Below are 26,816 nucleotides of genomic sequence, written 5' to 3' on the forward strand. Positions count from 1 at the left end.
TCAAACGCTTCTGCATTTAAATAGAACAAAACCCAAGCTTTTGTGTGATGCTCGCCGCAACGTGATCGATTTTTCTTACCGTACCATCCGGGAAATTAGCTCTACGGTAGAAAGTATGCCTCCGAAATCAAACTGTTAGCGCCTTTATACCTCTTTTGAGTGCCCTACGCTAATCCTCATCGGCTTTAGGCGGCAAAAGGCCAAGCTCCTCCAGATCAATATCTTCCAGCGGGTCTTCGGAAGCATCAAGCACGTCGGCATCGCGCGGTGGCAAAGGCATGGAGAAATTCGAGGGCATGCGCGCAGAGAGGAGCCCTGCCCCCTTCAACTCGTCCACACCTGGCAGATCGCGTAGCTCCTCGAGCTGGAAATGATCGAGAAACGCGTCCGTAGTACCATATGTAACGGGCCTCCCTGGCGTACGACGACGTCCGCGCATACGCACCCATTCCGTTTCAAGCAGCGTATCAAGGGTGCCCTTCGAGGTTTCCACACCTCGTATTTCCTCGATCTCCGCGCGTGTCACCGGCTGATGGTAGGCAATAATCGCCAGAACCTCGAGCGCAGCACGCGAAAGCTTGCGCAACTGCTGCGCGTCGCGACTCATCAGAAAGGCAAGATCGTCAGCAGTACGGAAGGCCCAGCTATCACCGACGCGCACCAGGTTCACACCTCGTTTCTCGTAGAGTCGTCGCAACTCTTCCATCACCGCCGAAACGTCCGTCCCGTCCGGCAAACGTTCGGCAAGTACCTTTGCGGGCACCGGCGAAGCGGATGCAAAAACCAACGCCTCGCCCATGCGCATGGCCTCGAAGAAACGCGCGCGCATCGCATCCCCCGCCGGGGAAACAGCCTCCAAACCATCCGGTTCACGCGGAAACGGAACGATGTTCTCGCGATCGGTCATTTTGATTCGCTTTCTGGCGGTGATTCCGTGTGGCCTTGCGCACCTCGAATGTAGAGGGGAGCAAAGGCTCCCGTCTGGCGCAATTCGATCTGTCCTTCACGCACCAATTCCAGGGATGCGGCGAAGGAACTGGCCACCGCAGTCGCCCGCTCTTTCGGATCGACCATATAGCGCAGGAGAAAATGATCTAGCGCCGTCCAGTCATCAAGCTGACCAAGCATCCGCGTCAAGATTTCACGCGCATCCTTGAGGGACCAGACGCCGCGCTTGGCAATCTGCACGTTCGTGACAGCTTGCCGCTGGCGCATAGTGGCATAGGCCGTCAGCATGTCATAGAGCGAAGCCTCGAAAATCGAGTTGCGAACGATAACGACGTTTTCAGGATCACCCCGCTGAAAAACGTCCCGCCCAAGCCGGTTGCGATTGACGAGCCGGGTTGCAGCGTCCCGCATAGCTTCGAGGCGACGCAGACGAAATTGCAGCAAAGCCGCTAGCTCCTCGCCCGATTGTCCATCGTCGTTCTTCTGTTTCGGGATCAACAATTTGGATTTCAGAAAGGCGAGCCACGCTGCCATGACAAGATAATCGGCAGCCAGTTCAATACGCAGCTCACGTGCCTTGTCGACAAAACGGATATACTGCTCGGCAAGCGCCAGAACGGAGATACGCGCCAGATCGACCTTCTGGATACGGGCCAGGTGCAGAAGCAAATCGAGCGGACCTTCGAAGCCATCAACATCGACGACCAGTGCAGGATCGTCGGAAGCGCGCGTCGCGCCATCCGACCAAAGCGCATCCATCGATGCTTGGCCCGCCCCCTGCTTGTCCTGTTCCACTTCTTGCGCCAAGCCTGCTGAATCCTCTTTAATCAAGCAACCGCCGTACCCATCAATGCTTCGAATTCTGCGCGCAACGTTTGCTCGTCAGCATCGTCTTTCCGTCGGCGCACCGCAAGAGCACACTCTGCACGCTCAAGGCCCCTACCCGCCAATACACCGCAATTTTCAGCAACAGCGATCATCTCGTCACGGTCTCCGTTGCAATGCAGAACGAGATCGCAACCTGCTGCTATGATATTCTTGGCGCGGCCTCCAAAATCGCCACTCAGCGCCTTCATCGAAACATCGTCGCTCATCAACAGCCCGTCGAAGCCAATTTCGCCCCGAATGATTTCAGAGATGACCTTCGGCGAAACAGTGGCTGGCGCGGCCGGATCGATTGCCTCGAATACGATATGCGCGGTCATCGCCGCGGGTAGATCGCGCAACGCCTTGAACGGCACGAAATCACGCTGCCGCAAATCGTCGAGCGTTGTCGCAACATGCGGCAGATGCAGATGCGAATCGGCGGTGGCACGCCCGTGGCCGGGCATATGTTTCATCGTCGGAAGCACACCACCGGCCATTAATCCTTCCGCAAGAGCCTTGCCCAGAATAGCAACCGGATTGACATTTTTAGCAAATGCGCGGTCGCCTATCACATCATTCGCCCCATCGATGCCCACGTCTAGAACTGGCAGACAGTTCGCATCAATGCCATAAGGCGCTAGGTCGAAGGCGTGCAACCGCCCAAGCAGCCAAGTTGCACGAATGCCGCTCTCTTCATTTCGCGCATAGAGCGCCCCGAACAGCGCTGCCGCCGGATAACGTGGCGCAAGCGGTGGTTTGATGCGCTGTACGCGGCCGCCCTCCTGATCGATGAAAATGGGTGCATCGCGCCCGACGCTTGCCCGCAGCTCAGCGGTCAAGCGCTTCAACTGTTCGGCGCCAGCAATATTGCGTCCGAAAAGGATAAAGCCCCAGGGCTGGTTCTCAGCAAAGAAATCAACCTCCCAAGGCTGGAGTGTCAAGCCGGCACAGCCAAGGATCATTGCCTTCATCGAAGTCATGCGAACACCTTTATAACGACATCCTCTTATAGCAAAAACGCGACCTTGAAGGTCGCGTTTTTATGCAAATCTTATGCCTTGCAAAATCAGCGTGAGACGAAGCAACTTCCGCCTGCGGCCTTGTACTGTTCGCACAACCGAACGGCCTGATCACGCGTGCCACCATTAATACGCACGCGATAGAAGGTACCGCGGCCCTCGATCTGCGCAGCAACAATATTGTAGCTGCGCGAGCCGAGAATCGAACTATAGCGCTGCGCCAGTGAATTATAGCTCGCTTGTGCAGCCTCGCGGCTAGGCTGGGATGCGATCTGGATCGACCACTCGCCAGCAGCAGGTGCAGCTTGCGGTGCAGCCGGCGGCGTCGTCGTCTGCTGCGGTGCAGCCGCCTGTTGTTGCGACTCCGGTGCTAGCGCAGGCGTCTGTGCTGCGGGCTGCGGCTGCGGAGCAATTGTCGTAGTTGAAACCGTTTGCGTCGGCACGGACGAGGCGTTTGGCTGAACAGAGGCGATCAATTCCTGCTGTACGTCACCTGTCCCCGTCTGTGCCTGTGACTGAATGGGCGCAGGCGTCTGATCTTCACGCGGAGCCAGCGTTCCGTCCGGACGAACCACAAGCGTACGAACTCGACGCGGGGTCACCAGTGCAACATCGGAGGCCTGCTCCGCCCCAGAAGAAGCCGGCGCCACACGCTCTTCCGTCTTGTCGCTTTCAACACCCGGAGCGAGCGCCGGAGTGTCGACGCCCGGCAGGTTATTCTCGTTCTGGCGCATGGCTGAAACATCGACCGGTTGTTCCGCGCCGCCTGCCAGGGTTTCCTGCTGCGGCGCCCCGCCCTCATTACCGGCCATGGTCTGAAAGACTTTGTTGTCGGTTGGCTCTTCAGCTCCAGCGCTGGTTTCCGGACGCATACGCACCGGACGATCATCGGCGGAGATTACGACGGGCTCACCGTCTGCCCCCACATCGTCATCACCCCATGTGCCCCATGCGACAGCGCCACCGATAAGGAAAACGAGGCCGGCAACACTTGCCATCAACAACTTGCTGCGGTCTTGCCAGATGGACTTGCGCGGCGTGCTGGCGATTTGCTGGCGAACAGGCTGATAGCTCGATCCATGCGAAGCGTAGTCCGGGAGATCGTCGTCGGCACCGAGACGTTGTTCTTGCATCGGCTGGCTTTCGTTGGTGGGGCTGTGGCTGCCACCAGCGACGGCACCAGCGGCAACACCTAAACCTGCGCCGGCAATTGCCGCATTCAGATCGCGCTCCCACTCATTGTCGAAATCATCTTCCACAGCAGCACTTGCAACGGTCGCCGGCGGAGCAATCTTTGGCGTCTCTTGACGTATCGGCGCTCCAAACGCTCCGGATAATTCTGATTCGAAATCATCATGCGGCTCAACGACGTTGACCGTCTCTTCCGGCTCGAACTCGAATTCCGGAATATCGAGATCATCCTTAAGGGGCGCAGCTCCTTCGTTGATATCGATCGTCTCGATCTCCGGCACATCGGTTCGCGAACGGTCGACGGCCTGACGCACGGACTGCGCAGACGCCTCGGCGACATCCGCGTGTGACCAATTGTTTTGCGCCAACTGCTCCTGCGTCGCCGTTATAGGCGCGAAAGCAGCTTTCATACGCGGTTCGTCATTTTCTTCATCGAATGTGTCGAGGCTCAGGCTTTCAAGAGCTGCAAATGGATCAACTTGTTCCTGGGCCGTAACCTGCTCTTGCTGCGATTGCCACTCGCTGTAGCTTTCGTCGCCCTGTTGCTCCTCGGCATACGAAGACGCAAAGGGGCTGTCGTCATCTGCGTACCCGGGTTCATCGACTTGGAGAGCGTTGACAGGCTGCGCATCCTGGGGATCAACCGTTTCATCAAAGTCGAGTTCGAAGCCGTCAAACTCGTCCAGTGTTGGTTCTTCCTGAGCCGTCTGCGCCGGCGTGTTCATATCTGCCTGGAACTCATTCCAGAATTTGTCGCCGTCCTTCGCGGTCGCCTGCGCCATCTGCGGCTCTTCATACGCAGCAACATCGGTTTCAGGCTGCGCGGCCGGCTGGACCGGATCCGCATCACCAACGAGAAAGGCCGAAAGCTCGTCCTCGAAGCTCTGAGGATCAGACGCAGGCGTCGCAACCCATTGCGATGAAACGCCATAAAGGTCGTTTTCCTGCGCAGGCTGTGCAGATTCAGCAACCACATCGGTTTCGCTGAAATCGAAATCGTCAAGATTCAGCTCGGTGAGATCATTGGCAATCCGCCCAGCTTCTGGAGCAGACTGGGCCTCGCCCGACCAGTGCGCCACATGTGGCTGTTGCCACTCTCGCGCATCATATGCTTCTTCTGCCTGCTCGGCAGCGGCATCGGGTGTCAGAGCATAAACGTCCTGTTCAACCGATGCAGGTATCTGCTCCGGCCATTGAACAGGCTCCGGAGATGCATCAAATTGATGCCGCGGCTCTTCCTGCATGCCAAGCTCATTTGCAAGAGCGTCGTCGAGATCGAAGCTGAAATCGTCGATCTGTTCGCTTTCTTGCGACGCCTGCTCCTGAACCGGTCGCGGCTGGAAAACACCGTCAAATACATTTGAGAACGCATCCGCATCCCATTGCTGGGCAGACGCCTCCGGCGATGCCGGTGCTCCGTAGAAGTCGTCACTGGAAGAACTTGCCCCCTGCGCCTGTTGCGCAAAGCCCTGACCGGCATCCTCGCGAGGCTGAGGTACATCCTCGATCGGATCGAGATCAGCCATCAGCTCCTTCTCGAGATCTATGCCAAGATCATCCTCATCCGTGGAGAACGAGACATCTGCCTGCTGCTTGGCCGCAACCGGCTCACGGGGATCAAACCCCATGATGCGCGTCAGCTCCGCAAAAGGATCTTCGTTGTCCGTTTCGGGTGCATGGCTGCGCCCTGGCCAATTTTTGTCTGCCATGGTGGTTTCCGCACTCAAACTCAAACGGACGCCGCAACGTCTCGCTTTACCAACCTTCTACCAGGTTAATGTGGGCAAAGATTGGCGGACCACCTTATAGACTAACGCATCTCGGCTGGCGCATCCGCCCCGATCAACCCAAGTCCGGATGTCAAAACATCACTGACCGCCTGCACAAGCCCAAGCCTGGCAAGTGTCAATTCTGGATCATTAACCTTAACAAAGCGTAAGTCTTCCTGGTCGGTGCCGCGATTCCATTGCCCATGCAGCGCGCTCGCCAGTTCATACAGGTAGAACGCAAGCCGGTGCGGTTCATGCGCCGAAGCTGCGGCCTCGATCAGACGCGGGTATTCCGCGAGCTTCTTGATCAGCGCAATCTCGCTCTCATCCGTCAGACGCGAGACGTGCGCAGTCATCGTTGCCCGATCAAATGATAGATCGGAAAGCTGCTCCTTGGCCTGACGCATGACGGAATGCGTGCGCGCAGATCCATATTGCACGTAGAACACGGGGTTGTCTTTCGACTGTTCGGTCACCTTGGCAAAATCGAAGTCGAGCGGCGCATCCGATTTCCGATAGAGCATCATGAAACGGATCGCGTCACGCCCTACTTCCTCCACCACTTCGCGTAAGGTCACGAACTCCCCTGACCGCTTCGACATGCGCACCGGCTCGCCATCGCGGAACAGCTTGACGAGCTGGCAGAGCAGGACGCTCATCTTCACGGTGCCGTCCGAAACGGCCCGGGCAACTGCTTCGAGCCGCTTCACATAGCCCCCGTGGTCAGCACCAAGGACATAAATCGTTTCCTTGAACTGACGATCGAACTTGCTTTTGAAATAGGCAACGTCCGCGGCAAAATAGGTATAGGCACCGTCGGACTTGACCAGCGGGCGATCCATGTCATCGCCAACCTCGGTGGAACGGAACAACGTCTGCTCACGATCCTCCCAATCATCCGGCTTCTGCCCCTTCGGTGGTGGCAGCGTACCATGATAGACGTGCCCCTTGAGCGTCAAATCGTTGATCGTCTGGCGGATCGCCTTGGCCTTGTCGGCATGCAAGGTGCGTTCGGAGAAGAACAGGTCGTGGTGCACGTTGAGCAGCGCCAGATCCTCGCGGATCATGTCCATCATCGCATCGATAGAGCGGTCGGCAACCAGCTGGAGCGCCTCATCTTCCGGTTTTTGCAACAGATCGCGACCGAACTCATCCGCAAGTGCCTGACCCAGCGGCACGAGATAGTCGCCCGGATAGAGCCCCGCCGGAATTTCCCCGACTTTATCGCCGAGCGCTTCGCGATAGCGGATCATCACGGAGCGAGCAAGAACCTTAATCTGCTCACCTGCATCGTTAATATAATATTCTTTGGTAACGTCATAGCCCGCAAAAGAAAGCAGGTTCGCCAACACATCGCCAACAACGGCACCGCGGCAATGTCCAACATGCATCGGTCCCGTCGGATTGGCCGACACATATTCAACGTTGACCTTCTGGCCGTTTCCAACAGTCGAACGCCCAAAATCCTGTCCCTTGTCCAGAACACCTGTCAGAAAATTTTGCCAATAGCCTTTGTCGAGTGTCAAATTGACGAAGCCGGGTCCCGCCACATCGACGGAAGCGATGTCCTTATCCTTGCGCAACTCAATAGCCAGAGTTTCGGCCAGCTGGCGCGGATTCTGCCCCAACGGCTTGGCAAGCAGCATCGCGGCATTGGTAGCCAGATCGCCATGAGCGGCATCGCGCGGCGGCTCGACGGTCAGACGTGACAAGTCAGGCTTTACCCCTTCCGCACCCTTTAGATCGAGCATGTCGATAGCGGTTTTGATCCGCTCGGCGAATTCCGAAAAGATGTTCATGGATGCAATCATTCCAGTGCATGGCGCTTGGGTTTTTCTACCCGACCGAGAATTTTCTTCGCCCTACCGTAAATCAGGCGTGCGGTCAAACAAGCGCTTGTGGGCATTGACGGCGTATGTGTCCGTCATGCCAGCGAGAAAATCCGAAACACGCCTTGCCTTGCGCGCGTCATTCGCTCCTTCAAGCCCCTTGTGCCAGTCGTCAGGCATGAGGTCAGGCTCAGCGAAATAGCGATCGAACAAGTCGCGCACGATCTGGTCCGCTCCCTCACGCACTGCCATTACATCCTCATGACGATAAAGATTGGCATAGAGGAAGCGCTTCAGCTCTTTCTCCTTTGCCGCCATCGCGTCTGAGAAGCGAACGATCGTCTCTCCTGCCCTGTGCACATCCTCCACGCTCTGCGGCCTGATACGCTCGAGATTGGCATGGGACGTGCGTATCACATCCTCGACCATCAGAGTGATCTGCCGACGCATCAGCTCATGCCCCTTTCGGCTCGGGTCGAGGTCGGGATAACGCGCCTCGACCTCGGCGAGAATATCACTGATCAGGGGAACGTTGCGCAGCTTGTCGAGGGTCAGCAGGCCGGACCGTAGGCCATCGTCCATATCATGTGCGTCATAGGCAATGTCGTCGGCGATAGCCGCACATTGAGATTCCAGATTAGCGTGGAGATCGAGTTCAAGATCATGAGTGGCGCAGTAGTCGAGGACCGCCGCAGACACCTCCCCGTTCAACCCCTTGCCTGCCGCATCGACCAGCGGCCCATTATGCTTGACCAGACCTTCCAACGTCTCCCAGCTGAGATTGAGGCCATCAAACTCGGCATAGCGGGCCTCGAGCTTGGTAACAATGCGAAGGGACTGGGTGTTATGATCGAAGCCGCCATAGGGCTTCATCTTCTCATGCAGCGCGTCTTCACCCGTATGGCCAAACGGCGTGTGACCGAAATCATGAACGAGCGCGACCGCTTCGGCGAGATCTTCGTCCCCCCGCATTGCCCGCGCCAACGCGCGGGCAATCTGCGCCACCTCGATCGTATGCGTCAGGCGCGTACGATAATGATCCGCCTCATGCGAGATAAAAACCTGCGTCTTGTGTTTGAGGCGGCGAAAAGCTGTCGAGTGGATGATCCGGTCCCGGTCGCGCTGAAAAGGCGTGCGGGTCGGACTCTCTATCTCCGGGTGAAAGCGGCCTCGTGTTCTGGCCGGGTCGCATGCATAAGGCGCACGCGGCCTGTAGCCGAAACCGATTTCGGAAAGCGCATCCTTTGTCATGATCTACCTGTTCTGCCCCATACATGCTAAGGTCGGTGCGCCTCTGTCATTGACGCACTCGCTTGCGCTTCATACCTATGGCATAGATTTGAAATCAAGGTGACGGAAATGACCAGTTCCTCCAAAAGCGTCGAAATGACGGAATCGGCTGCAAAGCGGATCAATCGCATCGTTGAGAAGGAACCCGGCAAGATCGGCCTGCGCATTACGGTCGAAGGCGGAGGCTGCTCAGGCTTCTCCTACAAGATGGATCTCACCGATTCCGTAAACGAAGATGACATTCGCATCGAACGCGATGGTGCAGTCGTGCTCGTAGACGATCTTTCGCTCGTTTACATGGGCGGCTCGGTCATTGACTTCGTCGATGACCTGATGGGGCAATCCTTCCAGATCAAGAACCCTAATGCCGTCGCGTCCTGTGGATGCGGTACGAGTTTTTCGATCTAACCTCTTTTCAGCTGTTCGGCGGTGCATGACAGCCGCACCTCATGTCGCTAATCTCTCCGCGACCAGAAGCAACGGAAGAATCGACATGAAGATTGCCACATGGAACATTAATGGCGTACGCGCTCGCATCGGCAATCTCGTCGCATGGCTGAAAGAAAGCGAGCCGGATATCGTCTGCCTTCAGGAGATCAAGTGCGAGGATGCCTCGTTTCCCCGCATGGAGATCGAAGATCTCGGCTACCATGTTGAGACGCATGGCCAGAAGGGCTTCAACGGCGTGGCCCTTCTTTCGAAGCTTCCCTTCGACGAGGTAACGAGCGGCTTGCCTGGCAATGATGAGGATGCACATTCGCGCTTCATCGAGGGCGTTTTCTCCACGTCGAAAGGCGTGCTCCGGGTCGTCTCGCTCTACCTGCCGAACGGAAATCCGGTCGGTACGGAGAAATTTCCTTATAAACTAGACTGGATGCACCGCCTTGAAGAGTGGTCGAAGGAACGTTTGGCGCTGGAAGAGCCTTTGGTGCTGGCCGGTGATTACAACGTCATTCCCCAACCAATAGACGCGCGCCATCCGGAAAACTGGACAGGAGACGCCCTGTTTCAGCCGGAAACGCGTGCAGCATTCCGCCGCCTCGTCAATCTTGGCTTCACGGAAGCGATCCGCAACGTAACGGATGAAGACGTTTATACCTTCTGGGATTATCAAGCCGGCGCATGGCAAAAGAACAACGGCATCCGCATCGATCACCTGCTGCTGTCACCGGAAGCCGCGCGCTATCTGGACGCTGCCGATATCGAGAAACACGTACGTGGCTGGGAAAAGCCGTCCGATCACGTGCCGGCCGTAATCCATCTCGGCATGGCAGGCTGAAGCAGTAGGTACTTATTCTTTCGTGGTCCGATAGTCCGCCGACATGCGAACTTCGCGCCGTGGGCGAACGAGCGCCGTCGTCTCATGATAGATGGGATCGGCCTTGAAGGCCGCGAGCGCTGCCTCGTCCGCGAATTCTCCGTAGACAACGATATCCACTTCGTTGGAATAGAGATCAACCTTGGAATTCAGGACCACTTCGAAGAACTGCGAATGTGGAATCGTGCCTAAGCGGGCCAACTCACTGCGAACTTGCTCACGATCTTCGCCGGGCTTAACGGTGAAAAGGACGATGTGACGGATCATGGCAGCTCCTGAAATTTTCAAGCCTTTTGGCTCGTCATCTCATCTGCGTCAACACTCCATTCCTTCCGCCGATCCAGCTAAGCGGAAATTATAGCAGGAACGCCTTCCAGCAGTCGTCCATGCGGGCCCTTGTCACCTATCAGGACATGAAGCAGTATTAGCAGATAGCGATACGACGCTTTGGGCATTTGGCAGTATCGCCTGAAGGACGATTATGGGAGACGCACCATGGAAACTGTCGCTGGCAAACATGTGCTTCTTACACAGGACAATCTCAAACAGGAAACTGCGCATCTTCCATGGCGTGCGCGCTTCGCACTTGCAACCCTTTTGGAGCTGCCAAAAGGTAGCCTCACCGTTACGACGCCCAACGGGAAGATTTTGCGTGTCAGCGGCAAGGAAACCGGACCGAACGCCGATATCACACTCAATAATTGGCGCCTTATCGATCGCGCGCTTGTCGGCAGCACGATCGGCGTTGCCGAGTCCTATATGGATGGGGATTGGGAAAGCGGGAATGTCACGACTTTCCTGGAGCTTTTCGTCGTAAACGAGCAGGCGGGCGAAAAACTGGCCGGCAACAAGAGCTTCTTCCGAGAACTGTTAGCGCGCGTTCGCCATTGGACCAATCGCAATACCAAATCCGGGTCGCGTAAGAATATCTCTGCCCATTACGACCTCGGAAACCGCTTTTATAAGCAATGGCTCGATCCTTCTATGACCTACTCGTCCGCGCTCTATGAAGAGGGCGCAAATGATCTGGAGAGCGCGCAAGCTGCGAAATATCGCGCCCTCGCCGAGGACACGGGCATCACGGCAAAGGATCATGTTCTTGAGATCGGATGCGGATGGGGTGGTTTTGCCGAGTTCGCGGCGCGTGAGATCGGCTGTCGCGTTACAGGTCTGACCATTTCGAAGGAACAGTTCGAATTCGCAACCGAACGAATGATCAAGGCTGGGCTGAGCGACAAGGTCGAGATCAAGCTGCAAGACTACCGCGACGAGAAGAACCGGTACGACCGTATCATCTCCATCGAAATGTTCGAGGCAGTCGGTGAGAAATACTGGCCGATCTTCTTCTCGAAGGTGAAGGAGAGCCTCAAGCCCTGCGGCACAGCCGGTTTTCAGATCATCACGATCAAGAACGAGGCGTTCCACTTATATCGCAAACGTCCGGATTTCATTCAACGCTACGTCTTCCCAGGCGGGATGCTTCCCTCGCCTGAAATCCTCCAGAAACTCGGAAACAAACACGGCCTGTCCTTTCTGCGGGAACGTGCTTTTGCGCAGGATTACGCGCGGACGCTGGCGGAATGGCGGCAGAGCTTCAAGGCGTCGTGGGACAAGATTGTACCGCTCGGTTTCGACGAGCGCTTCAAGAAGCTCTGGGAATTCTATCTCCACTATTGTGAAGCGGGTTTCCGAACCGAGCATTTAGACATAAAACAGCTCGTGTACAGAAAGTGCAATGAAACATTCACTAACTAGCTCAATCCATTGAAATTAAACTAAAATCGATATTCATCATCCCGTTCGGTAAGCTTAAAGCAAGATTCGGTACATCGAGAAGCCGTTTTCGCCTTCGCCCGCTTCCTCGATCTTCACTCCCCTCACGTCGGCCAGGAATTTGGCGGCCGCAGGACCAGTCTCGAACGTCACGGTCGTGTTGGGCATGGGTACAAAAGTCCAGTTGCCGTCCGCAGACGGATCGATAGTCTTTCGCTCCTGGATATAGCGCACAAGTACGTCTCGGTTAGTGTCGGGTGCCTCAAAGATCACCTTGCCAGCGCCGATCTCCGGGAAATTGCCGCCGCCACCAGCACGATAATTATTTGTGACGACGATGAACTCTGCCTTCTCATCGATCGGCTTGCCGGCAAAGTAAAGCTTCTTGATACGATTGGCAGAAGCGTTCACAACCTCACCTTCCTCGCCGTATTTCGATGGCTGCGACAAGTCGATCTGATAGGTCACGCCATCGATCACATCGAAATTGTAGCTCGGAAAACTCTTGTCAATCAGAACAGCATCCTTTGCACCCGGCTCGATCTGGTGAAATATGCCAGCCGCGCGCTCCAGCCATTCCCGCACCTGCGCACCGTTGATGCGTACTGCCTGCACCGTGTTCGGATACAGATAGAGATCAGCGACATTCTTGATCGCCAGCGGCCCGGGTGCGACATCGGTGTAATAATCCGGCCCACCACGTCCGCCTGCCTTGAACGGCGCTGCCGCCGAAAGAATCGGCAGGCTTGCATACTCCGTTGTCCTCAACATATCGGCAATGTACCAGCTCTGCGCCTGATTTACGATTTGTACGGAAGGGTCGTCCGCTACCAGCGCAAAGTAGGAATAGAGCGGCACGGAGGTTTCACCAACCGGTGTGCGCACATAAGCAAGCGTCGCCTCATGATCTGCCCTCACGGTCGTTTCCACATCGGCGCGGCTCTCCACAATCGCCGTGATGCGGCGTCCATCCCGGCGTGAAATCGGACGGGCTTCCGAAGTCGAGCTAATTACCCGCCAGCCACTACCGTCGCGCTCCACCAAGAGATCGATCAGACCCAGATGCGAGCCCCAGAAACCGGCCATGACCCCCGGCTTGCCGTTGATCAGCCCCTTCTTCACATCCAGCCCCTCCATGTTTGCGAATTTGGGACCGGGAAAATCGAGATGGCTGTGACCGGTTACGATAGCGTCCACGCCCTCGACACCCGCGATCAGCAGCGAAGCGTTTTCGAGATTCTCTGCTTCTTTTAGGTCCCCCATGCCCGAATGCGAAAGCGCGATGACGATATCGGCGCCTTCTTCGCGAATTTGAGGCACCCAGGCGCGTGCGGCAGCCACCATGTCCCGCGCCCTCACCTGACCCTCCAGATGCTTGACGTCCCAATTCATGATCTGAGGTGGCACGAAGCCAATGAGGCCGATGCGGATAGGATGTTCCTCGCCAGCGCCATCCTTGAGTTTACGATCGAGGATCACATACGGCTTGAGTAAAAGTGCGTCTTTGGTGGGATCGGCACCTAGCGCGCCCTTGGTCACATTTGCGCAAACGAACGGGAAATCCGCCCCGTTCAGCACCTTGAACATGAAATCCAGACCATAATTGAATTCATGGTTTCCCAAGGTCGAGCAATCATAGCCGAGCAGGTTCATCGCAGCGATGATTGGATGCACATCCTCATCCTTCATGCCCTTTTGCAAGGCAACATAGTCTCCCAGCGGGTTGCCTTGCAAAAAGTCACCATTGTCGACGAGGATCGAATTGCCGGCTTCGGCGCGAATCGTGTCGATTAAGCTTGCAGCACGAGCGAGGCCCATCGTGTTATTGGCGCGATCGGCAAGTAGTCGTAGGGCATGACATGGCAGTGCAGATCAGTGGTTTCCATGATCCGCAAATGCGCCTGATTGGCTTGCGCACGCGCCGCAAAAGGATGCAGAACCGTTAATGCGCCCACTGCGCTCGCTCCTGTCAAAAAAGCCCGTCTGGAAATCGTCTTGAAGGACGAAGAGCGAAATGCAGTCATTGAAACATCCTCTCGTGAGATTCGCACCTGAACAAGATCATCCCTGTGAGAACATCAAATGACAGTTTTCAATGTCGCGCAATTACGTGATCGCGTACCTTTTTGTCGGTTTCGCCTAGTTTTCGCCGGAAATTCGTCGCTCTAGCATCTGACGATTGGCAACTGGCATCGAAAGCGTCAGTGCGATCGATCCGTCTTCGCGATCTTCGCGCTCAAGAACATTGCCATTGCGATAAATCCAGTCGATCAGATTGAGCTGTCCCGGTTCGATCAGGACGTCGAACAGTTCGAGCTGGCCAGAAATACGGCTCTCAATAACTTCCACAAGACGATCCAACCCCTCGCCGGTCACTGCCGAAATCGGCACAGGCGCATGTGCGCGCTTCGATCCCGCAGTGCTTTCAGCAAGTGCGTCGCGTGCGGTTTCGTCCAGAAGATCGACCTTGTTCCAGACCTCGACTACCCGTTGCTCATCACTTGCATCTATGCCGAGATCTGAGAGAATATGGCGCACATCATCGGCTTGCGCATTGCTGTCGGCATCGGCAATGTCCCGCACATGCAGGATCAGGTCGGCTTCAACCACTTCTTCGAGCGTTGCACGGAAAGCCGCTATCAGATGCGTTGGCAGGTTAGAGATAAAGCCCACCGTATCTGAGAGGATGATCTTGGTACCAGATGGCAGGATGACCCGGCGCAACGTCGGATCCAGCGTCGCGAAGAGCATGTCCTGCGCCAAGACTTCCGCCCCTGTCAGGTGATTGAACAGTGTCGACTTGCCGGCATTGGTATATCCGACGATCGCAACGACCGGGAACGGGATTTTCTTCCGCTTCGCACGATGCAGTTCACGCGTACGCTGCACGCGCTCAAGCTCGCGCTTGAGCTTGATGATCTTCTCTTGCAGGGCGCGTCTGTCCGCCTCGATCTGAGTTTCGCCCGGGCCGCCGAGGAAGCCCGCGCCACCTCTCTGCCGTTCAAGGTGCGTCCAGCTACGGACCAGTCGCCCCTTCTGATAATTCAGATGCGCAAGATCAACCTGCAGAACACCTTCGCGGGTGCGCGCGCGGCGGCCGAATATCTCAAGGATCAGCCCGGTGCGATCAAGCACCTTGGCCTTCAGCTCCTTCTCGAGATTGCGCTGCTGAACCGGCGTCAATGCATGATCGACAATCACCAACTCGGCGTCAGTCTCGGCGCGGATCGCGGCCAGTTCCTCGACCTTGCCGGTCCCCATCAGGGTGGCCGGTCGCGGCGGATCGACATTCACAATCCCCGCGTGAACAATATCGAGGTCGATTGCGGCCGTCAGGCCTACGGCTTCATCCAGACGCGCTTCTGGCGAACGCATGAGCCGACGAAGACCTGTCTCTTCATCGATCTGCGGGGAATCACGCAAAACCGGAACGACGACAAGCGCCTTTCCGGTTTCCTTATGCGTTTCGAATGCGGCGCGTTTGGCCCTCGGCTCGCCGCTCTCATTGTCGTTGTAATCGGATGCCAATCAGCTGTCCTGTTCCGGTGTTTCGCCTTCAAAAAGCTGAACGGGCGAACCAGGCATGATGGTCGAGATCGCATGCTTGTAAACCAGCTGCGAGTGGCCGTCTCGACGCAAAAGCACGCAGAAGTTGTCAAACGACGTAATCACGCCGGTCAACTTCACGCCATTGATAAGGAAAACTGTGAGGGATGTACGATTCTTGCGAACTGCGTTCAGGAACTGATCCTGCAAGTTTTGTGTGCGTTCTGCCATGTTTCTTTTCTTTCGCAGGTCCCCAAAACCAATGCTCTTGGTTCTACGTTCTTGTTTCGTTATGCCGACTGCATCGCATGAAGGGTGCCATCGACTGTTTTTTAGAGCAAAGCGAAGCCTTTCCTAACACACGCGTTAACAGGCTGACCTTTTTTCTGCAATGTAAAAAAAGTCACAGGTAGCGTTCCGGGAGGCCAGCGTGGCGGAAATTCCACGGATCGTTCTTCAGGATCGTATGCATTACGTAGTTATCCGGTGCGCGCGTTCAATGCACTACCGGAAATTGCATAATTGACGAGACGCGGATCACGAAATTGATTCGGAATCAGAAGAACTCGAGGCTCACTCGGAACATTTGCTCGACCTGTTTGACTGCGTCCGCCAACGCAAAGAGCACGACGCGATCCTTCGATTTGATCTTGAGACCTCCTGACGGACGGATTACCTCGCCATTACGGTAAATCGCGCCTATGCGCAGATTATCCGGCAGTTCAAGGTCGCGAAGCGCAACACCCACGAGAGGCGACGTGTCAAGCGCCTCGGCCTCGATGATTTCCCCCTGCCCAACGCCGATCGAGTGTACTGCACGAATGCGCCCGCGCCGCACGTGCTGCAAGACACGTGAGATCGTCACCGCACGCGGGTTCACGAAGGCGTCGATACCGAGTGTCTTGGAAAACCCCTGGTAGGCAGGCGTATTGATGAGCGCGAGATTGGCTTTGCAGCCCAACTGCTTGGCCATCGCGCTCGACAGAATATTGACCTGATCGCTATTGGTCAGCGCGATCATCAGGTCCGCGTCCTGCACCTCCGCTTCCGTCATCAGCTTCTGGTCGAGCGCACTGCCCTTCAAAACCAGCGTACGTTCCAGCCCCTCTGCAACGGAAATAGCGCGATCACCTGACTGCTCGATAATCTTGACCCGCGTGCGGCTCTTCATCTTTTCCAACGTCCGAGCAACGTAGAGGCCAATGTTTCCGCCACCGGCTATAATGATGCGATTGGCAAGTTGCTCTTCATGGCCAAACAGGCCGAGCGTGCGACGCACCTGTTCGCGTGTCGTCACAACATAGGCGATGTCGCCTGCAAACAGTTGGTCCACCGAATGCGGAACGAAGAGATGATCATCTCGGACAATACCAACGACAGTCGACGGTAAATCGGGAAAAAGCTCGCTCAATTGCGCCAGCGGCGTGTTGATGACAGGGCACTCTTCGAGGCACTCGATGGCGATCATCACGATCTTGTCGTCACCAAAGCGCACTACATCGGTTGCCCCTGGCAAGCCGATGCGTCGCAGAACCATCTCGGCAACTTCCAGTTCCGGAGAAATAATTACGTCGATCGGTATATGATCGCGCGAGAAAAGATCGCGATAATGTGGCTGGAGGTAGGATTGAGCGCGGATGCGCGCGATCTTGGTCGGCACGTTGAACAGTGCATGCGCCACCTCGCACGCGACGATATTGACCTCGTCATAAAGGGTTACGGCAATAATCATGTCGGCTTCCGCCGCGCCTGCTGCTTCCAGCACCTCCGGATGAGCCCCATGCCCGACAAAACCGCGGACATCGAGCGTATCTCGCATCGATCGTATGAGTTCAGTCGAGGTGTCGATCACGGAAACGTCGTTAGCCTCCGCCGCCAGGCGTTCGGCGATACCGTAACCGACCTGACCGGCTCCGCAAATGATGACGCGCATGAATAAATTCCCGATTAGACGCCGAGAGATTTCAGTTTGCGATGCAACGCTGAACGCTCCATGCCGATAAATTCGGCGGTGCGAGAGATATTGCCACCGAAGCGGTTGATTTGCGCTAAAAGATATTCGCGTTCGAACAGTTCGCGCGCCTCGCGCAACGGCAGCGCCATGATGTGCTGGTCGGTCTGATTCGGCACGCGCGGCATTACGTCCCCGATTTCCGAAGGCAGCAGATCGGCGGTAATAGGTGCGCTCGCGTCTTCGGAGCGAACCAGGATCATCAGCCGCTCAATATTGTTGCGCAATTGGCGAATGTTGCCCGGCCAATTATGGGCCTGCAACACTGCCATCGCATCATCACTGATACGGCGGGGCTTGATCCCCGCCTGACGTGCGATCTGACGCATGAAATAGTCCACCAGATACGGAATATCCTCTCGGCGTTCTGCCACACCCGGTACCGTGACCGGTACCACAGCCAACCGATGGTAAAGATCTTCACGAAACAGACCCGCCCCGATCAGATCCGGCAGATTGCGCGACGTCGACGAGATGATGCGGACATCTACCTTGACACGCTTCGTTCCTCCGACGCGTTCGAACTGCTGCTCGACCAGCACGCGCAATATCCGACTCTGAGTCTCACGCGGCATGTCCGCGATTTCGTCCAGATAAAGAATGCCGCCATGCGCTTCTTCCAGCGCACCGACCTTGCGCTCGGTGCCGTTCGGCTCCGTGCCGAAAAGCTCGATCTCCATGCGCTCCGGCGTGATGCTGGCGGCGTTCAGCGTCACGAAAGGACCTTTCGAGCGAGCTGAAGCTGCGTGAATGGCGCGCGCCACAAGCTCCTTGCCACTGCCTGACGGGCCGATAATCATGATGCGGCTGTTGGTCGGAGCCACACGATCAATGGTCTGGCGCAACTGGTTCATAGCCGGTGACATGCCGATCAGCTCGGAGGATTCGCCACTACGCTGCTTCAAGTCAGAAACCTGGCGCTTGAGCTTGGAGGTTTCCAGGGCGCGTTCGGCAATCAAGAGCAGGCGATCGGACTTGAACGGTTTTTCAATGAAATCATAGGCGCCGCGCCGAATGGCCGACACTGCCGTCTCTATATTGCCATGCCCCGAAATCATCACGACCGGCAGATCGGGGTGCATCGTCTTGATCTCGTCGAGCAGGGCGAGGCCATCGAGGCGCGAGCCTTGCAGCCAGATGTCCAGGAAAACGAGACGAGGCACACGATCCGCGATTGCGGCCAACGCGCTGTCGCTATCATGGGCGATACGGGTCTCGTGGCCCTCGTCATCGAGGATCCCGGCAACCAGTTCACGAATATCCTGCTCATCGTCGACGATAAGAATGTCTGATGCCATTACCGATCTTCTCTTCCCTTGCAGACGCCATCACGAGGCTTTGCGAGAGCGGCTGCAATATTTTTCCTGAAAGCCATCGCCTAGACTTCTTCCGGCCCGGTTCGACGCCTGGTTTCCGATATGTCTGCAATGCTATGGGCACTTCCCGTTCGCGGATTTTCCGCAGCTGGAAAGATCATGCGGATCATTGCACCGCGTCCGCCATAAAAGTCAGCGGGTGCGTCATGCAGTTCGAGAACCCCACCATGGTCTTCGATGATCTTTTTGACGATTGCAAGACCTAAACCCGTACCCTTTTCGCGTGTGGTCATGTAGGGCTCGAGCAACTTCTGCCTGTTTTCGCGTGGCAGGCCCTTGCCGTTGTCGATAACTTCAACGACGATTCCACCCGTTGTCTTTGCCGCGCGCACCCAGATCACGCCGCGATCCGGATTTTCTTCCTCATTTCCCTCGATTGCCTCGGCGGCATTCTTGATGAGATTGCCGAACGCCTGAGCCATCAACCGCGCGTCAAACCTACCGAGCAGCGGCTCGTCGCCGAAAGAACGACGAAATTCAATGTCGTGCTTGGAGACTTCGATAAGGAAGGACGCCTCGCGCAGCGGCTCCCGCAGGTCCGAAGTCTGCATCTCGGGCTTCGGCATTCGCGCGAATGCCGAAAATTCATCGACCATCCGCCCGATATCTTCAACCTGCCGAACGATCGTATCTGTACATTGCTCGAAGACGGCCTTGTCGTCCTGGTTTATCTGCTTGCCGTAACGACGACGGATACGCTCTGCAGAGAGCTGGATCGGCGTCAATGGATTCTTGATTTCGTGAGCGATACGTCGTGCAACGTCTGCCCAGGCGCTGGAGCGCTGCGCCTGAACGAGGTCGGTAATGTCGTCAAAGGTCACAACATAAGATTTCTTCTCGCGCGCTTGCGGCGTTTCCTCCATTGTCACCTGGACGCTGAAAGTGCGTTCCGCACCGTTGCGATAAAACGTAACCTGTTCGCGATAGACGCGCTTGCCGGACGTCCTGCCGAGTTCAAACACCTGGCCGATGTGGGGCTGGAGCGCCGAGAGATTGCGTCCCACTGCCCGCGCCGAGGTTAGACCGAGCAGGGACTCGGCAGAACGATTGACGATATCGACAATGCCCCGTGCGTCGACGCCAATAACACCGGCAGTCACGCCCGCCAGCACTGCTTCACTGAACCGGCGGCGTTCGTCGATCAGGTCCTTCGTCGCGACCAGTTCGTTTCGCTGCGAGTTGAGCTGGAGAATCATATTGTTGAATGTATCGGAAAGCTGTCCGACGTCGCCATCGGATTGGCGAACTGGCACGGCAACATTGAGATTGCCGGACGAAACCTCATGTGCAGCTCCGATCAGCTGACGGATTGGACGCACGAGACGATCCGCCAACGCAATGCCGGTCCAGATCGCAGCCAGGACAATGATGAGTGCCAGCCCCAGGTAGAGCAGCGCGAATGCAAGCTGCACCTGCCGGCGATTAGCCTCCATGCCACGATATTCGTCGGTGTTCGAAGCCACGATCTGACGAGCACGTATCACTTCCGGATCGACCAGACGCACCGTGTAGAGATAGACGTCCGGTATTTCGCGCAACTTGACAATGGCGCCGACAATATTGCGAATACGTGGCTCGATCAGCACCGGCAAGCCATCTCCTGCCGTTTGTACCGCCTCTATCGGGGGCTCAGGTAGCACAAAATTGCGGTCGGCGTCCGCCTGCATCACAACCGAGCCATCCTCGCGAATCAACGCAGCGGCGTTGAGCGCCCTACCATTCGCCTGCCTCGTCATGAAATTGCGAAATCCGGTCCGGTCGAGATTATAGAGAGCCCGCCCCTGGTCGAGGTCATTCGCCATCGATAGCGTCGTGCCCTGAAGATTGCGGGCATTCTCGACGACATAGGCTTCGGCGATCGACAGCGATGAGTTTATAATGGTTTTCGTCCGGATCTCGAACCATCGATCCAGCCCCACTTCCAGGCTGATAGAGGCAACAACCGCCACCATTAGTGCCGGAATCGCCGCCACCAGCGCAAACATGGTGACGATACGGACGTGAAGGCGCGAGGCTGCCTTGCCCCGCCGACGCGCCGAATAGATACGATGCGCCTCGCGACCGATGAGCAATAGCAACAATCCGACGAAGAGCGCGTTGACGAGGATGACGATGAGGGTCGTCCGTTGCGTCACTTGGATTGGCGTCGCGCCAACCAGAATAGCAAACGAAGCCGCACCCGCCAGCAGCGAGCCGACAACAGCAATAATGCCCGGAAGCGCCATCAGCCGGCGGGCTTCCGCAGCACGAGATTGTGCGAATAACGGCTTGGCAGCCGCAGAAAGGTCGCTTGTCATTACCTACGCATCGTCACAGAGTCGTCGCATATATGCAACGCAATGTGGCGATTGTGCAACATTTCCACAAAGTGGGAAAATGTTTTCCAACAACGCCTCAGCCTTTTGAGGAGCGGTAGATATTGACGCCGTGATCCTTGATCTTCTTGCGTAACGTGTTGCGATTGAGACCAAGAAGTTCTGCCGCCTTGATCTGGTTGCCGCGCGTCGCCGTCATCGACGCCAGAATTAGCGGATACTCCATCTCTGCGAGGATGCGATGATAGAGCCCCGGCGGTGGCAGATCATTGCCGAAGGAAGCGAAGTAGCGTTGTAGAAACGCCTCTGTTGCTTCGGCAATTGTGAGATTGCTTGGCGGTGTCTCGCCCTCTTCTACCTTGAGTGGCGTGATCCCGGTCTGCAATTCGCCTTCGACGATTTCAAGCGAGATCTCATCCTGCGGATAGAGCGCGGCCAAACGGCGCACGAGATTTTCAAGCTCACGCACATTGCCCGGCCAGCTATAGCGCTTCATCGCTTCAAGTCCAGCAGCTGAAATGCGCTTGGGCTGCAAGCCCTCTTCTTCTGCCTGCTTGAAAAAATGGCGCACCAGATCGGCGATGTCCTCCGACCGTTCGCGCAAAGGCGGAAGGCGCAATGGCACGACATTGAGGCGATAGAACAGGTCCTCGCGAAAAAGCCCCTGGTTGATCAGTTGGCGCAAGTCCTTGTTGGTCGCGGCCACAATGCGTACGTCGGTGCGGATCGGAGTGCGCCCGCCTACAGTCGTATATTCGCCCTGCTGCAACACACGAAGCAATCGCGTCTGGGCTTCCATTGGCATATCACCGATCTCGTCCAGGAAGAGCGTTCCGCCTTCTGCCTGCTCAAAACGCCCCGCCGAACGATACTGCGCGCCCGTGAAGGCTCCTTTCTCGTGACCGAACAGTTCTGATTCAATCAGATCACGTGGGATCGCGGCCATGTTGATCGCCACGAATGGCCCCGCGCGACGCTTGCCATATTCATGCAGCGCGCGCGCCACCAGCTCCTTGCCTGTACCAGACTCACCATTGATCATGACCGTCAGGTCAGTCTGCATCATGCGCGCCAGCATCCGGTAGATTTCCTGCATAGCGACGGAGCGGCCAATTAGCGGCATGTTATCGATCGTCTCGTCACTCAGTTTTTCAGCCGTCGGCTTTTTCGGCTCGGAAAGTGCTCGGGACACGATTGCCAGCAACTCGCCCAGATCGAACGGCTTTGGCAGATATTCATAGGCGCCTGCTTCGGATGCACGAATCGCCGTCATGAAGGTGTTTTGGGCACTCATCACGATGACGGGCAGATCCGGGCGCGATTTCTTGATGCGGGGCAGCATGTCAAAGGCATTTTCATCTGGCATGACAACATCAGTAATGACGAGATCGCCATCACCGGCCGCTACCCACCGCCACAGCGTGGCGGCGTTCGAGGTCACGCGCACTTCGTGGCCAACCCGGGACAGAGCCTGACTCAAGACTGTCCGAATAGCGGCGTCGTCGTCCGCAATAAGAATATTGCCGCGAACTGTCATTGCATGTCCTCATTATCAAGCCGCATCGCTGCTGCCTTGCCCTTGAAGGCCGGAAGAAGGATTCGAAACGTCGTGCCGCGCGATGTTGAATCGCATTCGATGACCCCGCCATGATCGCCGACGATCTTGGCAACCAGCGCCAGGCCCAGCCCCGACCCGTTGGTCTTGGTTGTCACGAACGGGTCGAAGAGGATCGGTATCAGATCCGACGGCACGCCCGGTCCATTGTCCTGTACGCAAAATTCCAGCGGCAGCGATACGCGATCCGTTGTTCCCGGCACGGATACCCGAATGCCAGACTTGAAGGCGGTAGAGAGGATAATCTCTCCACCTGCCCTGTTACCGATGGCTTCCGCGGCATTTTTGATCAGGTTGAGGAAGATTTGCACCAACTGGTCGCGATTGGCAAAGACTGGGGGCAAGGAAGGATCGTAATTTTCACTGATCTTTATATGCCTCGCAAAGCCGTTCTGGGCGATCGCCTTCACCCGGTCCAGAACGACGTGAATATTGACCGGCGTGCGCTCGATAGGCCGCTCGTCGGAGAACACTTCCATACGATCAACCAGAGCAACGATGCGGTCTGTCTCCTCGGTGATCAGCCGTGTCAGCGAACGATCTTCGTCCGATACCGCCATCTCGAGCAGCTGTGCTGCCCCGCGAATGCCGGAAAGCGGGTTCTTGATCTCATGTGCCAGCATTGCAGCCAGACCCGTCACCGAGCGCGCGGCACCGCGATAGGTCATCTGCCTCTCGATCTTCTCTGCCATGGAGCGTTCTTGCAGCATGACGGAGATATGCCCTGGCATTTCGGCGGCAGGGGAGACGTAAAGATCGACGACTTTCTCCACTCCTATGCGAGGCGAAGACACATCGACGCGATATTCGCTCATCGGCGCACCGCGGTCTCGCACCTGCTCGACAAGCGTCAATACGGGACTTCCAAATGGAATGAGTTGTGACAATGTCTCCCGCGCAAGTACGCTTGCACTCGAACGAAAGAAATTCTCGGCATGCATGTTGGCATAGGCGACCTGCCCCTCCGGACCGATCAGCAATATTGGGTGGGGAATACTGTCGAGAAGAATGGTGGACAGCTCCGACGCGCTTTTAAGCGAATTCATGCAACCTCGCGAAGGGCGGCTTTCTGGCCGAAATGCTGATTGAACGCCCGCTCCAACAGAAGACACACATTCGCTGGATCCACGTTGATCATGATCGCGGCCCGCTCCGCGTCCGAAAGACTCGGGCAGTGGCGTTCGAGGTACCATCCAAGATGTTTACGCGCCTGACGCAAACCGCTTTGCTCGCCATAAAGCGAGAGCATGTCCTGATAGTGTGCGATTACATATTCCCCCATAGAGCCCGCATCATTTGGAATACCGCGGGCGTATTCACCGCGCGCTTGCGCCGCGATCTCTCCCGCCAGCCACGGCGCACCGTAGTGGCCACGCCCGACCATGACCGCATCGGCTCCCGACTGTTCCAGTGCCGTACTTGCATCCTGCGCGCAGACAATATCCCCATTGGCAACCACCGGAATCGAAACGGCTTCCTTAACGCGGCGGATCGCACGCCAGTCAGCCTGGCCTTTGTAGAACTGACAGCGCGTGCGGCCATGCACCGTAACCATGGAAACACCTGCCGCTTCAGCCCTGCGGGCAATATGCGGCGCGTTCAGGAATTCTTCGTCCCACCCCAGGCGCATCTTCACTGTTACAGGTATATCGACCGCATTTGTCACCGCTTCTATAAGCGACAGCGCATGATCCGGCTCGCGCATCAGTGCAGAACCGGAGTAACCGCCCGTCACCTTCTTGGCGGGACAGCCCATATTGATATCGATAACATCGGCACCCTCACCCACAGCAATGATAGCTGCTTCGCGCATGGCGTCTGCCTTGCAGCCCGCCAGCTGGACCATGTGTATGTCGACATTGGGACGAGCCAGACGCACGGTGCTCTCCCTACGTCCTTTCGCAAGTTCGCCACTGGCAATCATTTCAGACACGACGAGGCCCGCACCATGCGCGAAACCGCGCTTACGCATTGCCGCATCGGTGATACCCGAGAGCGGCGCCTGAAAGACCCGGTTGCGGATTATCTTGGAGCCTAAAGCAAGAGGTTGTGCCAGAACGGCAAGATTATTCATGCATATTTTCCATGCAATTATATCTTCTGCTTAATTTCTAGCCAATTACTCAACGCAAGGCAACGTACATATAACAGATTTCAGCGAAAAATGACGCTTCGCTCTGGTTTTTCGCGAATGTCGCGATTATGCGTCAGCGATGGATCAGAGATACCCGAATTCCGAGCAGAATGCCAATGGCGTGAGCGCAGCAGTAATCGTTGCCGCAGGCAGGGGTGAGCGCGCCGGTCAACCACATGAAGGCCCCAAACAATATCGACGTATCGGCGGCGTCCCCGTCATCCGCCGTACGCTCGAGGCTTTTGCTGACCATCCGGAGGTCGGCCCAATCGTGGTCGCCATCCATCCCGACGACGAAGACCTGTTCGAGAATGCCGTCGGTCCTCTTGTTGATCGCGTCATTATGGTTCATGGCGGCGCAACACGTCAGGATTCCACGCGGCTTGCCCTGCTTGCTTTGCGTGATATCGCTCCCGACAAGGTGCTGATCCACGACGGCGTACGCCCTTTCATCGATGCGGAGCTGATCACCCGCGCCATTGCACTGACAACGGAAGACTGCGGCGTGCTGCCCTCCCTTCCCGTTTCAGAAACGCTGAAGCGGGAAGCGGCTGATGGCACCATTGCAGAGACGGTGCCCCGCGTCGGCTTGCATGGTGCACAAACCCCGCAGACCTTCCCGTATGCATCGATCCTGCAAGCGCATGAACGCGCTTTCCAGGCTGATCGCCATGATTTCACCGACGATTCGGCAATTGCGGAATGGGCCGGCATCTCGGTTCGGCTCGTCATGGGTTCGGCCGACAATGTCAAACTGACCTGGGCAAAGGATATCGCGATGGCAGATCAGCGGCTCGGCGGCGGAAATCACCAATTCTTCCCCGACGTGCGGACCGGCACCGGCTACGACGTGCACGCCCTCGGCGAAGGCGATGGCATCTGGCTCTGCGGCGTCCACATCGATCATGACAAGCGCCTTGTCGGCCATTCCGATGCAGACGTCGCCCTGCATGCCTTGACCGACGCACTTCTTGCCACGCTGGGCGATGGCGACATAGGCACTCATTTCCCGCCATCAGATCCGCAATGGAAGGGCGCCGCCTCCAAAATTTTTGTGGCGCACGCCGTCGAGAAGGTTCGCGCCAGAGACGGCCGGATCGCCAATGCGGATATTACATTGATCTGCGAAGCTCCGCGAGTCGGCCCCCATCGCGCGGAGATGACGCAAGCCTTGCACGAGATGCTTGGAATTTCTGCGGGTCGCATCTCCATCAAGGCAACCACCAATGAAAAACTGGGTTTCATAGGTAGAAGCGAAGGCATTGCCGCCTTTGCGACCGTTTCGGTCGTCTATCCTGGAGAGCTTCCCGAATGAACCCTGCGTTGCGCGATCTCGCTACTGGTTTCCTGAGTGCCTGCCGCGACAATGCACTTCTGGTGGCAACGGCTGAATCCTGTACAGGCGGCCTGATCATCGCGACGCTCACCGAAATTCCCGGCAGCTCTCCAATGGTCGATCGCGGCTTCATCACCTACTCGAACCAGGCCAAGATGGAGATGCTTGGCGTAGCCAATGCGACGCTGGACGAATTCGGCGCGGTGTCCGAGCAGACCGCCCGCGAAATGGCCGAAGGTGCGCTCGCCGCTGCTGGTGCCGGAATTGCCCTTTCGGTAACAGGTATTGCAGGGCCTGACGGAGGCTCTGAAACGAAGCCTGTCGGCATGGTCTGCTTTGGCGTTGCCATATCCGGCGGCGCAACCATCGTGCAGACCCGTCATTTCGGTGACATAGGTCGTGCCAACGTTCGAAACGAGACGGTGAAGACAGCGCTCTCGCTCGGATTGACCGCGCTGAGCGAATAGGCTCCTACCAGA

General features: G+C 56.8%; 20 protein-coding genes and 1 pseudogene. 5 read left to right on the forward strand and 16 right to left on the reverse strand.

The annotated features are described in order from the left end of the window. Positions 1-169: 169 nt before the first annotated feature. The 6 genes from scpB to IE151_RS02095 form a co-directional block, all read right to left on the reverse strand. The gene (gene scpB, locus IE151_RS02070; RefSeq protein ID WP_189487359.1) at positions 170-907 is read right to left on the reverse strand and encodes an SMC-Scp complex subunit ScpB; all 738 of its coding nucleotides are present in this window, start codon (positions 905-907) and stop codon (positions 170-172) included. Then, positions 904-1,707 (reverse strand): segregation and condensation protein A, encoded by an 804-nt coding sequence (locus IE151_RS02075; RefSeq protein WP_189487614.1) that lies wholly within the window; start codon positions 1,705-1,707, stop codon positions 904-906. The genes scpB and IE151_RS02075 overlap by 4 nt, the downstream gene beginning before the upstream one ends. 68 nt (positions 1,708-1,775) lie before the next feature. Next, a complete protein-coding gene (nagZ, locus tag IE151_RS02080) occupies positions 1,776-2,795 on the reverse strand; it encodes a beta-N-acetylhexosaminidase (RefSeq protein ID WP_189487361.1) in 1,020 nt (339 codons plus the stop codon). A gap of 86 nt (positions 2,796-2,881) precedes the next feature. Next, positions 2,882-5,734, reverse strand: a complete 2,853-nt coding sequence (locus tag IE151_RS02085; protein ID WP_189487363.1) for an SPOR domain-containing protein — start codon at positions 5,732-5,734, stop codon at positions 2,882-2,884. A 101-nt stretch (positions 5,735-5,835) separates the two neighbouring features. Further along, positions 5,836-7,593, reverse strand: a complete 1,758-nt coding sequence (gene argS, locus IE151_RS02090) for an arginine--tRNA ligase (RefSeq protein ID WP_189487365.1) — start codon at positions 7,591-7,593, stop codon at positions 5,836-5,838. A 63-nt stretch (positions 7,594-7,656) separates the two neighbouring features. Further along, positions 7,657-8,874, reverse strand: coding sequence for a deoxyguanosinetriphosphate triphosphohydrolase (locus IE151_RS02095; RefSeq protein ID WP_189487367.1), 1,218 nt, complete (start codon positions 8,872-8,874; stop codon positions 7,657-7,659). Positions 8,875-8,982: 108 nt separating this feature from the next. On the opposite strand from IE151_RS02095, the gene erpA reads away from it, so the two are divergent. Then, entirely contained in the window at positions 8,983-9,321 is a 339-nt protein-coding gene (gene erpA, locus IE151_RS02100) for an iron-sulfur cluster insertion protein ErpA (RefSeq protein ID WP_189487369.1), read from the forward strand. An 85-nt stretch (positions 9,322-9,406) separates the two neighbouring features. Further along, entirely contained in the window at positions 9,407-10,192 is a 786-nt protein-coding gene (gene xth, locus IE151_RS02105; protein WP_189487371.1) for an exodeoxyribonuclease III, read from the forward strand. A 12-nt stretch (positions 10,193-10,204) separates the two neighbouring features. Here xth and IE151_RS02110 read toward each other — a convergent pair whose 3' ends face one another. Further along, entirely contained in the window at positions 10,205-10,498 is a 294-nt protein-coding gene (locus tag IE151_RS02110; protein WP_189487373.1) for a Dabb family protein, read from the reverse strand. 228 nt (positions 10,499-10,726) lie between these two features. Here IE151_RS02110 and IE151_RS02115 point away from each other — a divergent pair, with 228 nt between their 5' ends. Next, positions 10,727-11,986: an SAM-dependent methyltransferase gene (locus IE151_RS02115; protein WP_189487376.1), complete on the forward strand. Its 1,260-nt coding sequence runs from the start codon at positions 10,727-10,729 to the stop codon at positions 11,984-11,986. A gap of 54 nt (positions 11,987-12,040) precedes the next feature. Here IE151_RS02115 and IE151_RS02120 read toward each other — a convergent pair. The 9 genes and pseudogenes from IE151_RS02120 to dusB form a co-directional block, all read right to left on the reverse strand. Continuing rightward, positions 12,041-14,028, reverse strand: a pseudogene (locus IE151_RS02120) (bifunctional 2',3'-cyclic-nucleotide 2'-phosphodiesterase/3'-nucleotidase). A gap of 115 nt (positions 14,029-14,143) precedes the next feature. Further along, a complete protein-coding gene (hflX, locus tag IE151_RS02125; protein ID WP_465262248.1) occupies positions 14,144-15,427 on the reverse strand; it encodes a GTPase HflX in 1,284 nt (427 codons plus the stop codon). Positions 15,428-15,532: 105 nt separating this feature from the next. Further along, positions 15,533-15,781, reverse strand: a complete 249-nt coding sequence (hfq, locus tag IE151_RS02130) for an RNA chaperone Hfq (protein WP_189487383.1) — start codon at positions 15,779-15,781, stop codon at positions 15,533-15,535. 325 nt (positions 15,782-16,106) lie between these two features. Continuing rightward, positions 16,107-17,483, reverse strand: coding sequence for a Trk system potassium transporter TrkA (gene trkA / locus IE151_RS02135; RefSeq protein ID WP_189487385.1), 1,377 nt, complete (start codon positions 17,481-17,483; stop codon positions 16,107-16,109). A gap of 14 nt (positions 17,484-17,497) precedes the next feature. Then, on the reverse strand, positions 17,498-18,859 hold the full coding sequence (gene ntrX / locus IE151_RS02140) for a nitrogen assimilation response regulator NtrX (protein WP_189487387.1): 1,362 nt from the start codon (positions 18,857-18,859) through the stop codon (positions 17,498-17,500). 80 nt (positions 18,860-18,939) lie between these two features. Next, a complete protein-coding gene (locus IE151_RS02145) occupies positions 18,940-21,234 on the reverse strand; it encodes a sensor histidine kinase NtrY-like (RefSeq protein WP_189487389.1) in 2,295 nt (764 codons plus the stop codon). 97 nt (positions 21,235-21,331) lie between these two features. Beyond that, on the reverse strand, positions 21,332-22,789 hold the full coding sequence (ntrC, locus tag IE151_RS02150) for a nitrogen regulation protein NR(I) (protein WP_189487392.1): 1,458 nt from the start codon (positions 22,787-22,789) through the stop codon (positions 21,332-21,334). Then, complete coding sequence (locus IE151_RS02155) at positions 22,786-23,913, reverse strand: two-component system sensor histidine kinase NtrB (protein ID WP_189487394.1); 1,128 nt, start codon at positions 23,911-23,913, stop codon at positions 22,786-22,788. Before IE151_RS02155 ends, ntrC begins: the two co-directional genes overlap by 4 nt. Then, a complete protein-coding gene (gene dusB, locus IE151_RS02160; RefSeq protein WP_189487396.1) occupies positions 23,910-24,941 on the reverse strand; it encodes a tRNA dihydrouridine synthase DusB in 1,032 nt (343 codons plus the stop codon). The genes IE151_RS02155 and dusB overlap by 4 nt, the downstream gene beginning before the upstream one ends. Before the next feature lie 139 nt (positions 24,942-25,080). Between dusB and IE151_RS02165 the strand changes: the two genes are divergently transcribed. Both IE151_RS02165 and IE151_RS02170 read left to right on the forward strand, forming a co-directional pair. After that, complete coding sequence (locus IE151_RS02165; protein WP_189487398.1) at positions 25,081-26,316, forward strand: bifunctional 2-C-methyl-D-erythritol 4-phosphate cytidylyltransferase/2-C-methyl-D-erythritol 2,4-cyclodiphosphate synthase; 1,236 nt, start codon at positions 25,081-25,083, stop codon at positions 26,314-26,316. Further along, positions 26,313-26,804 (forward strand): CinA family protein, encoded by a 492-nt coding sequence (locus IE151_RS02170; protein WP_189487400.1) that lies wholly within the window; start codon positions 26,313-26,315, stop codon positions 26,802-26,804. The genes IE151_RS02165 and IE151_RS02170 overlap by 4 nt, the downstream gene beginning before the upstream one ends. Positions 26,805-26,816: the final 12 nt, after the last annotated feature.

The organism is Limoniibacter endophyticus, assembly GCF_014652835.1.
Taxonomy (GTDB): domain Bacteria; phylum Pseudomonadota; class Alphaproteobacteria; order Rhizobiales; family Rhizobiaceae; genus Limoniibacter; species Limoniibacter endophyticus.

What these genes read in the sequence shown, in the direction of transcription:
- scpB (WP_189487359.1), bottom strand. Translation starts at nt 907, where the DNA reads ATGACCGATCGCGAGAACATCGTTCCGTTTCCGCGTGAACCGGATGGT.
- IE151_RS02075 (WP_189487614.1), bottom strand. Translation starts at nt 1,707, where the DNA reads ATGGATGCGCTTTGGTCGGATGGCGCGACGCGCGCTTCCGACGATCCT.
- nagZ (WP_189487361.1), bottom strand. Translation starts at nt 2,795, where the DNA reads ATGACTTCGATGAAGGCAATGATCCTTGGCTGTGCCGGCTTGACACTC.
- IE151_RS02085 (WP_189487363.1), bottom strand. Translation starts at nt 5,734, where the DNA reads ATGGCAGACAAAAATTGGCCAGGGCGCAGCCATGCACCCGAAACGGAC.
- argS (WP_189487365.1), bottom strand. Translation starts at nt 7,593, where the DNA reads ATGAACATCTTTTCGGAATTCGCCGAGCGGATCAAAACCGCTATCGAC.
- IE151_RS02095 (WP_189487367.1), bottom strand. Translation starts at nt 8,874, where the DNA reads ATGACAAAGGATGCGCTTTCCGAAATCGGTTTCGGCTACAGGCCGCGT.
- erpA (WP_189487369.1), top strand. Translation starts at nt 8,983, where the DNA reads ATGACCAGTTCCTCCAAAAGCGTCGAAATGACGGAATCGGCTGCAAAG.
- xth (WP_189487371.1), top strand. Translation starts at nt 9,407, where the DNA reads ATGAAGATTGCCACATGGAACATTAATGGCGTACGCGCTCGCATCGGC.
- IE151_RS02110 (WP_189487373.1), bottom strand. Translation starts at nt 10,498, where the DNA reads ATGATCCGTCACATCGTCCTTTTCACCGTTAAGCCCGGCGAAGATCGT.
- IE151_RS02115 (WP_189487376.1), top strand. Translation starts at nt 10,727, where the DNA reads ATGGAAACTGTCGCTGGCAAACATGTGCTTCTTACACAGGACAATCTC.
- hfq (WP_189487383.1), bottom strand. Translation starts at nt 15,781, where the DNA reads ATGGCAGAACGCACACAAAACTTGCAGGATCAGTTCCTGAACGCAGTT.
- trkA (WP_189487385.1), bottom strand. Translation starts at nt 17,483, where the DNA reads ATGCGCGTCATCATTTGCGGAGCCGGTCAGGTCGGTTACGGTATCGCC.
- ntrX (WP_189487387.1), bottom strand. Translation starts at nt 18,859, where the DNA reads ATGGCATCAGACATTCTTATCGTCGACGATGAGCAGGATATTCGTGAA.
- IE151_RS02145 (WP_189487389.1), bottom strand. Translation starts at nt 21,234, where the DNA reads ATGACAAGCGACCTTTCTGCGGCTGCCAAGCCGTTATTCGCACAATCT.
- ntrC (WP_189487392.1), bottom strand. Translation starts at nt 22,789, where the DNA reads ATGACAGTTCGCGGCAATATTCTTATTGCGGACGACGACGCCGCTATT.
- IE151_RS02155 (WP_189487394.1), bottom strand. Translation starts at nt 23,913, where the DNA reads ATGAATTCGCTTAAAAGCGCGTCGGAGCTGTCCACCATTCTTCTCGAC.
- dusB (WP_189487396.1), bottom strand. Translation starts at nt 24,941, where the DNA reads ATGAATAATCTTGCCGTTCTGGCACAACCTCTTGCTTTAGGCTCCAAG.
- IE151_RS02165 (WP_189487398.1), top strand. Translation starts at nt 25,081, where the DNA reads ATGGATCAGAGATACCCGAATTCCGAGCAGAATGCCAATGGCGTGAGC.
- IE151_RS02170 (WP_189487400.1), top strand. Translation starts at nt 26,313, where the DNA reads ATGAACCCTGCGTTGCGCGATCTCGCTACTGGTTTCCTGAGTGCCTGC.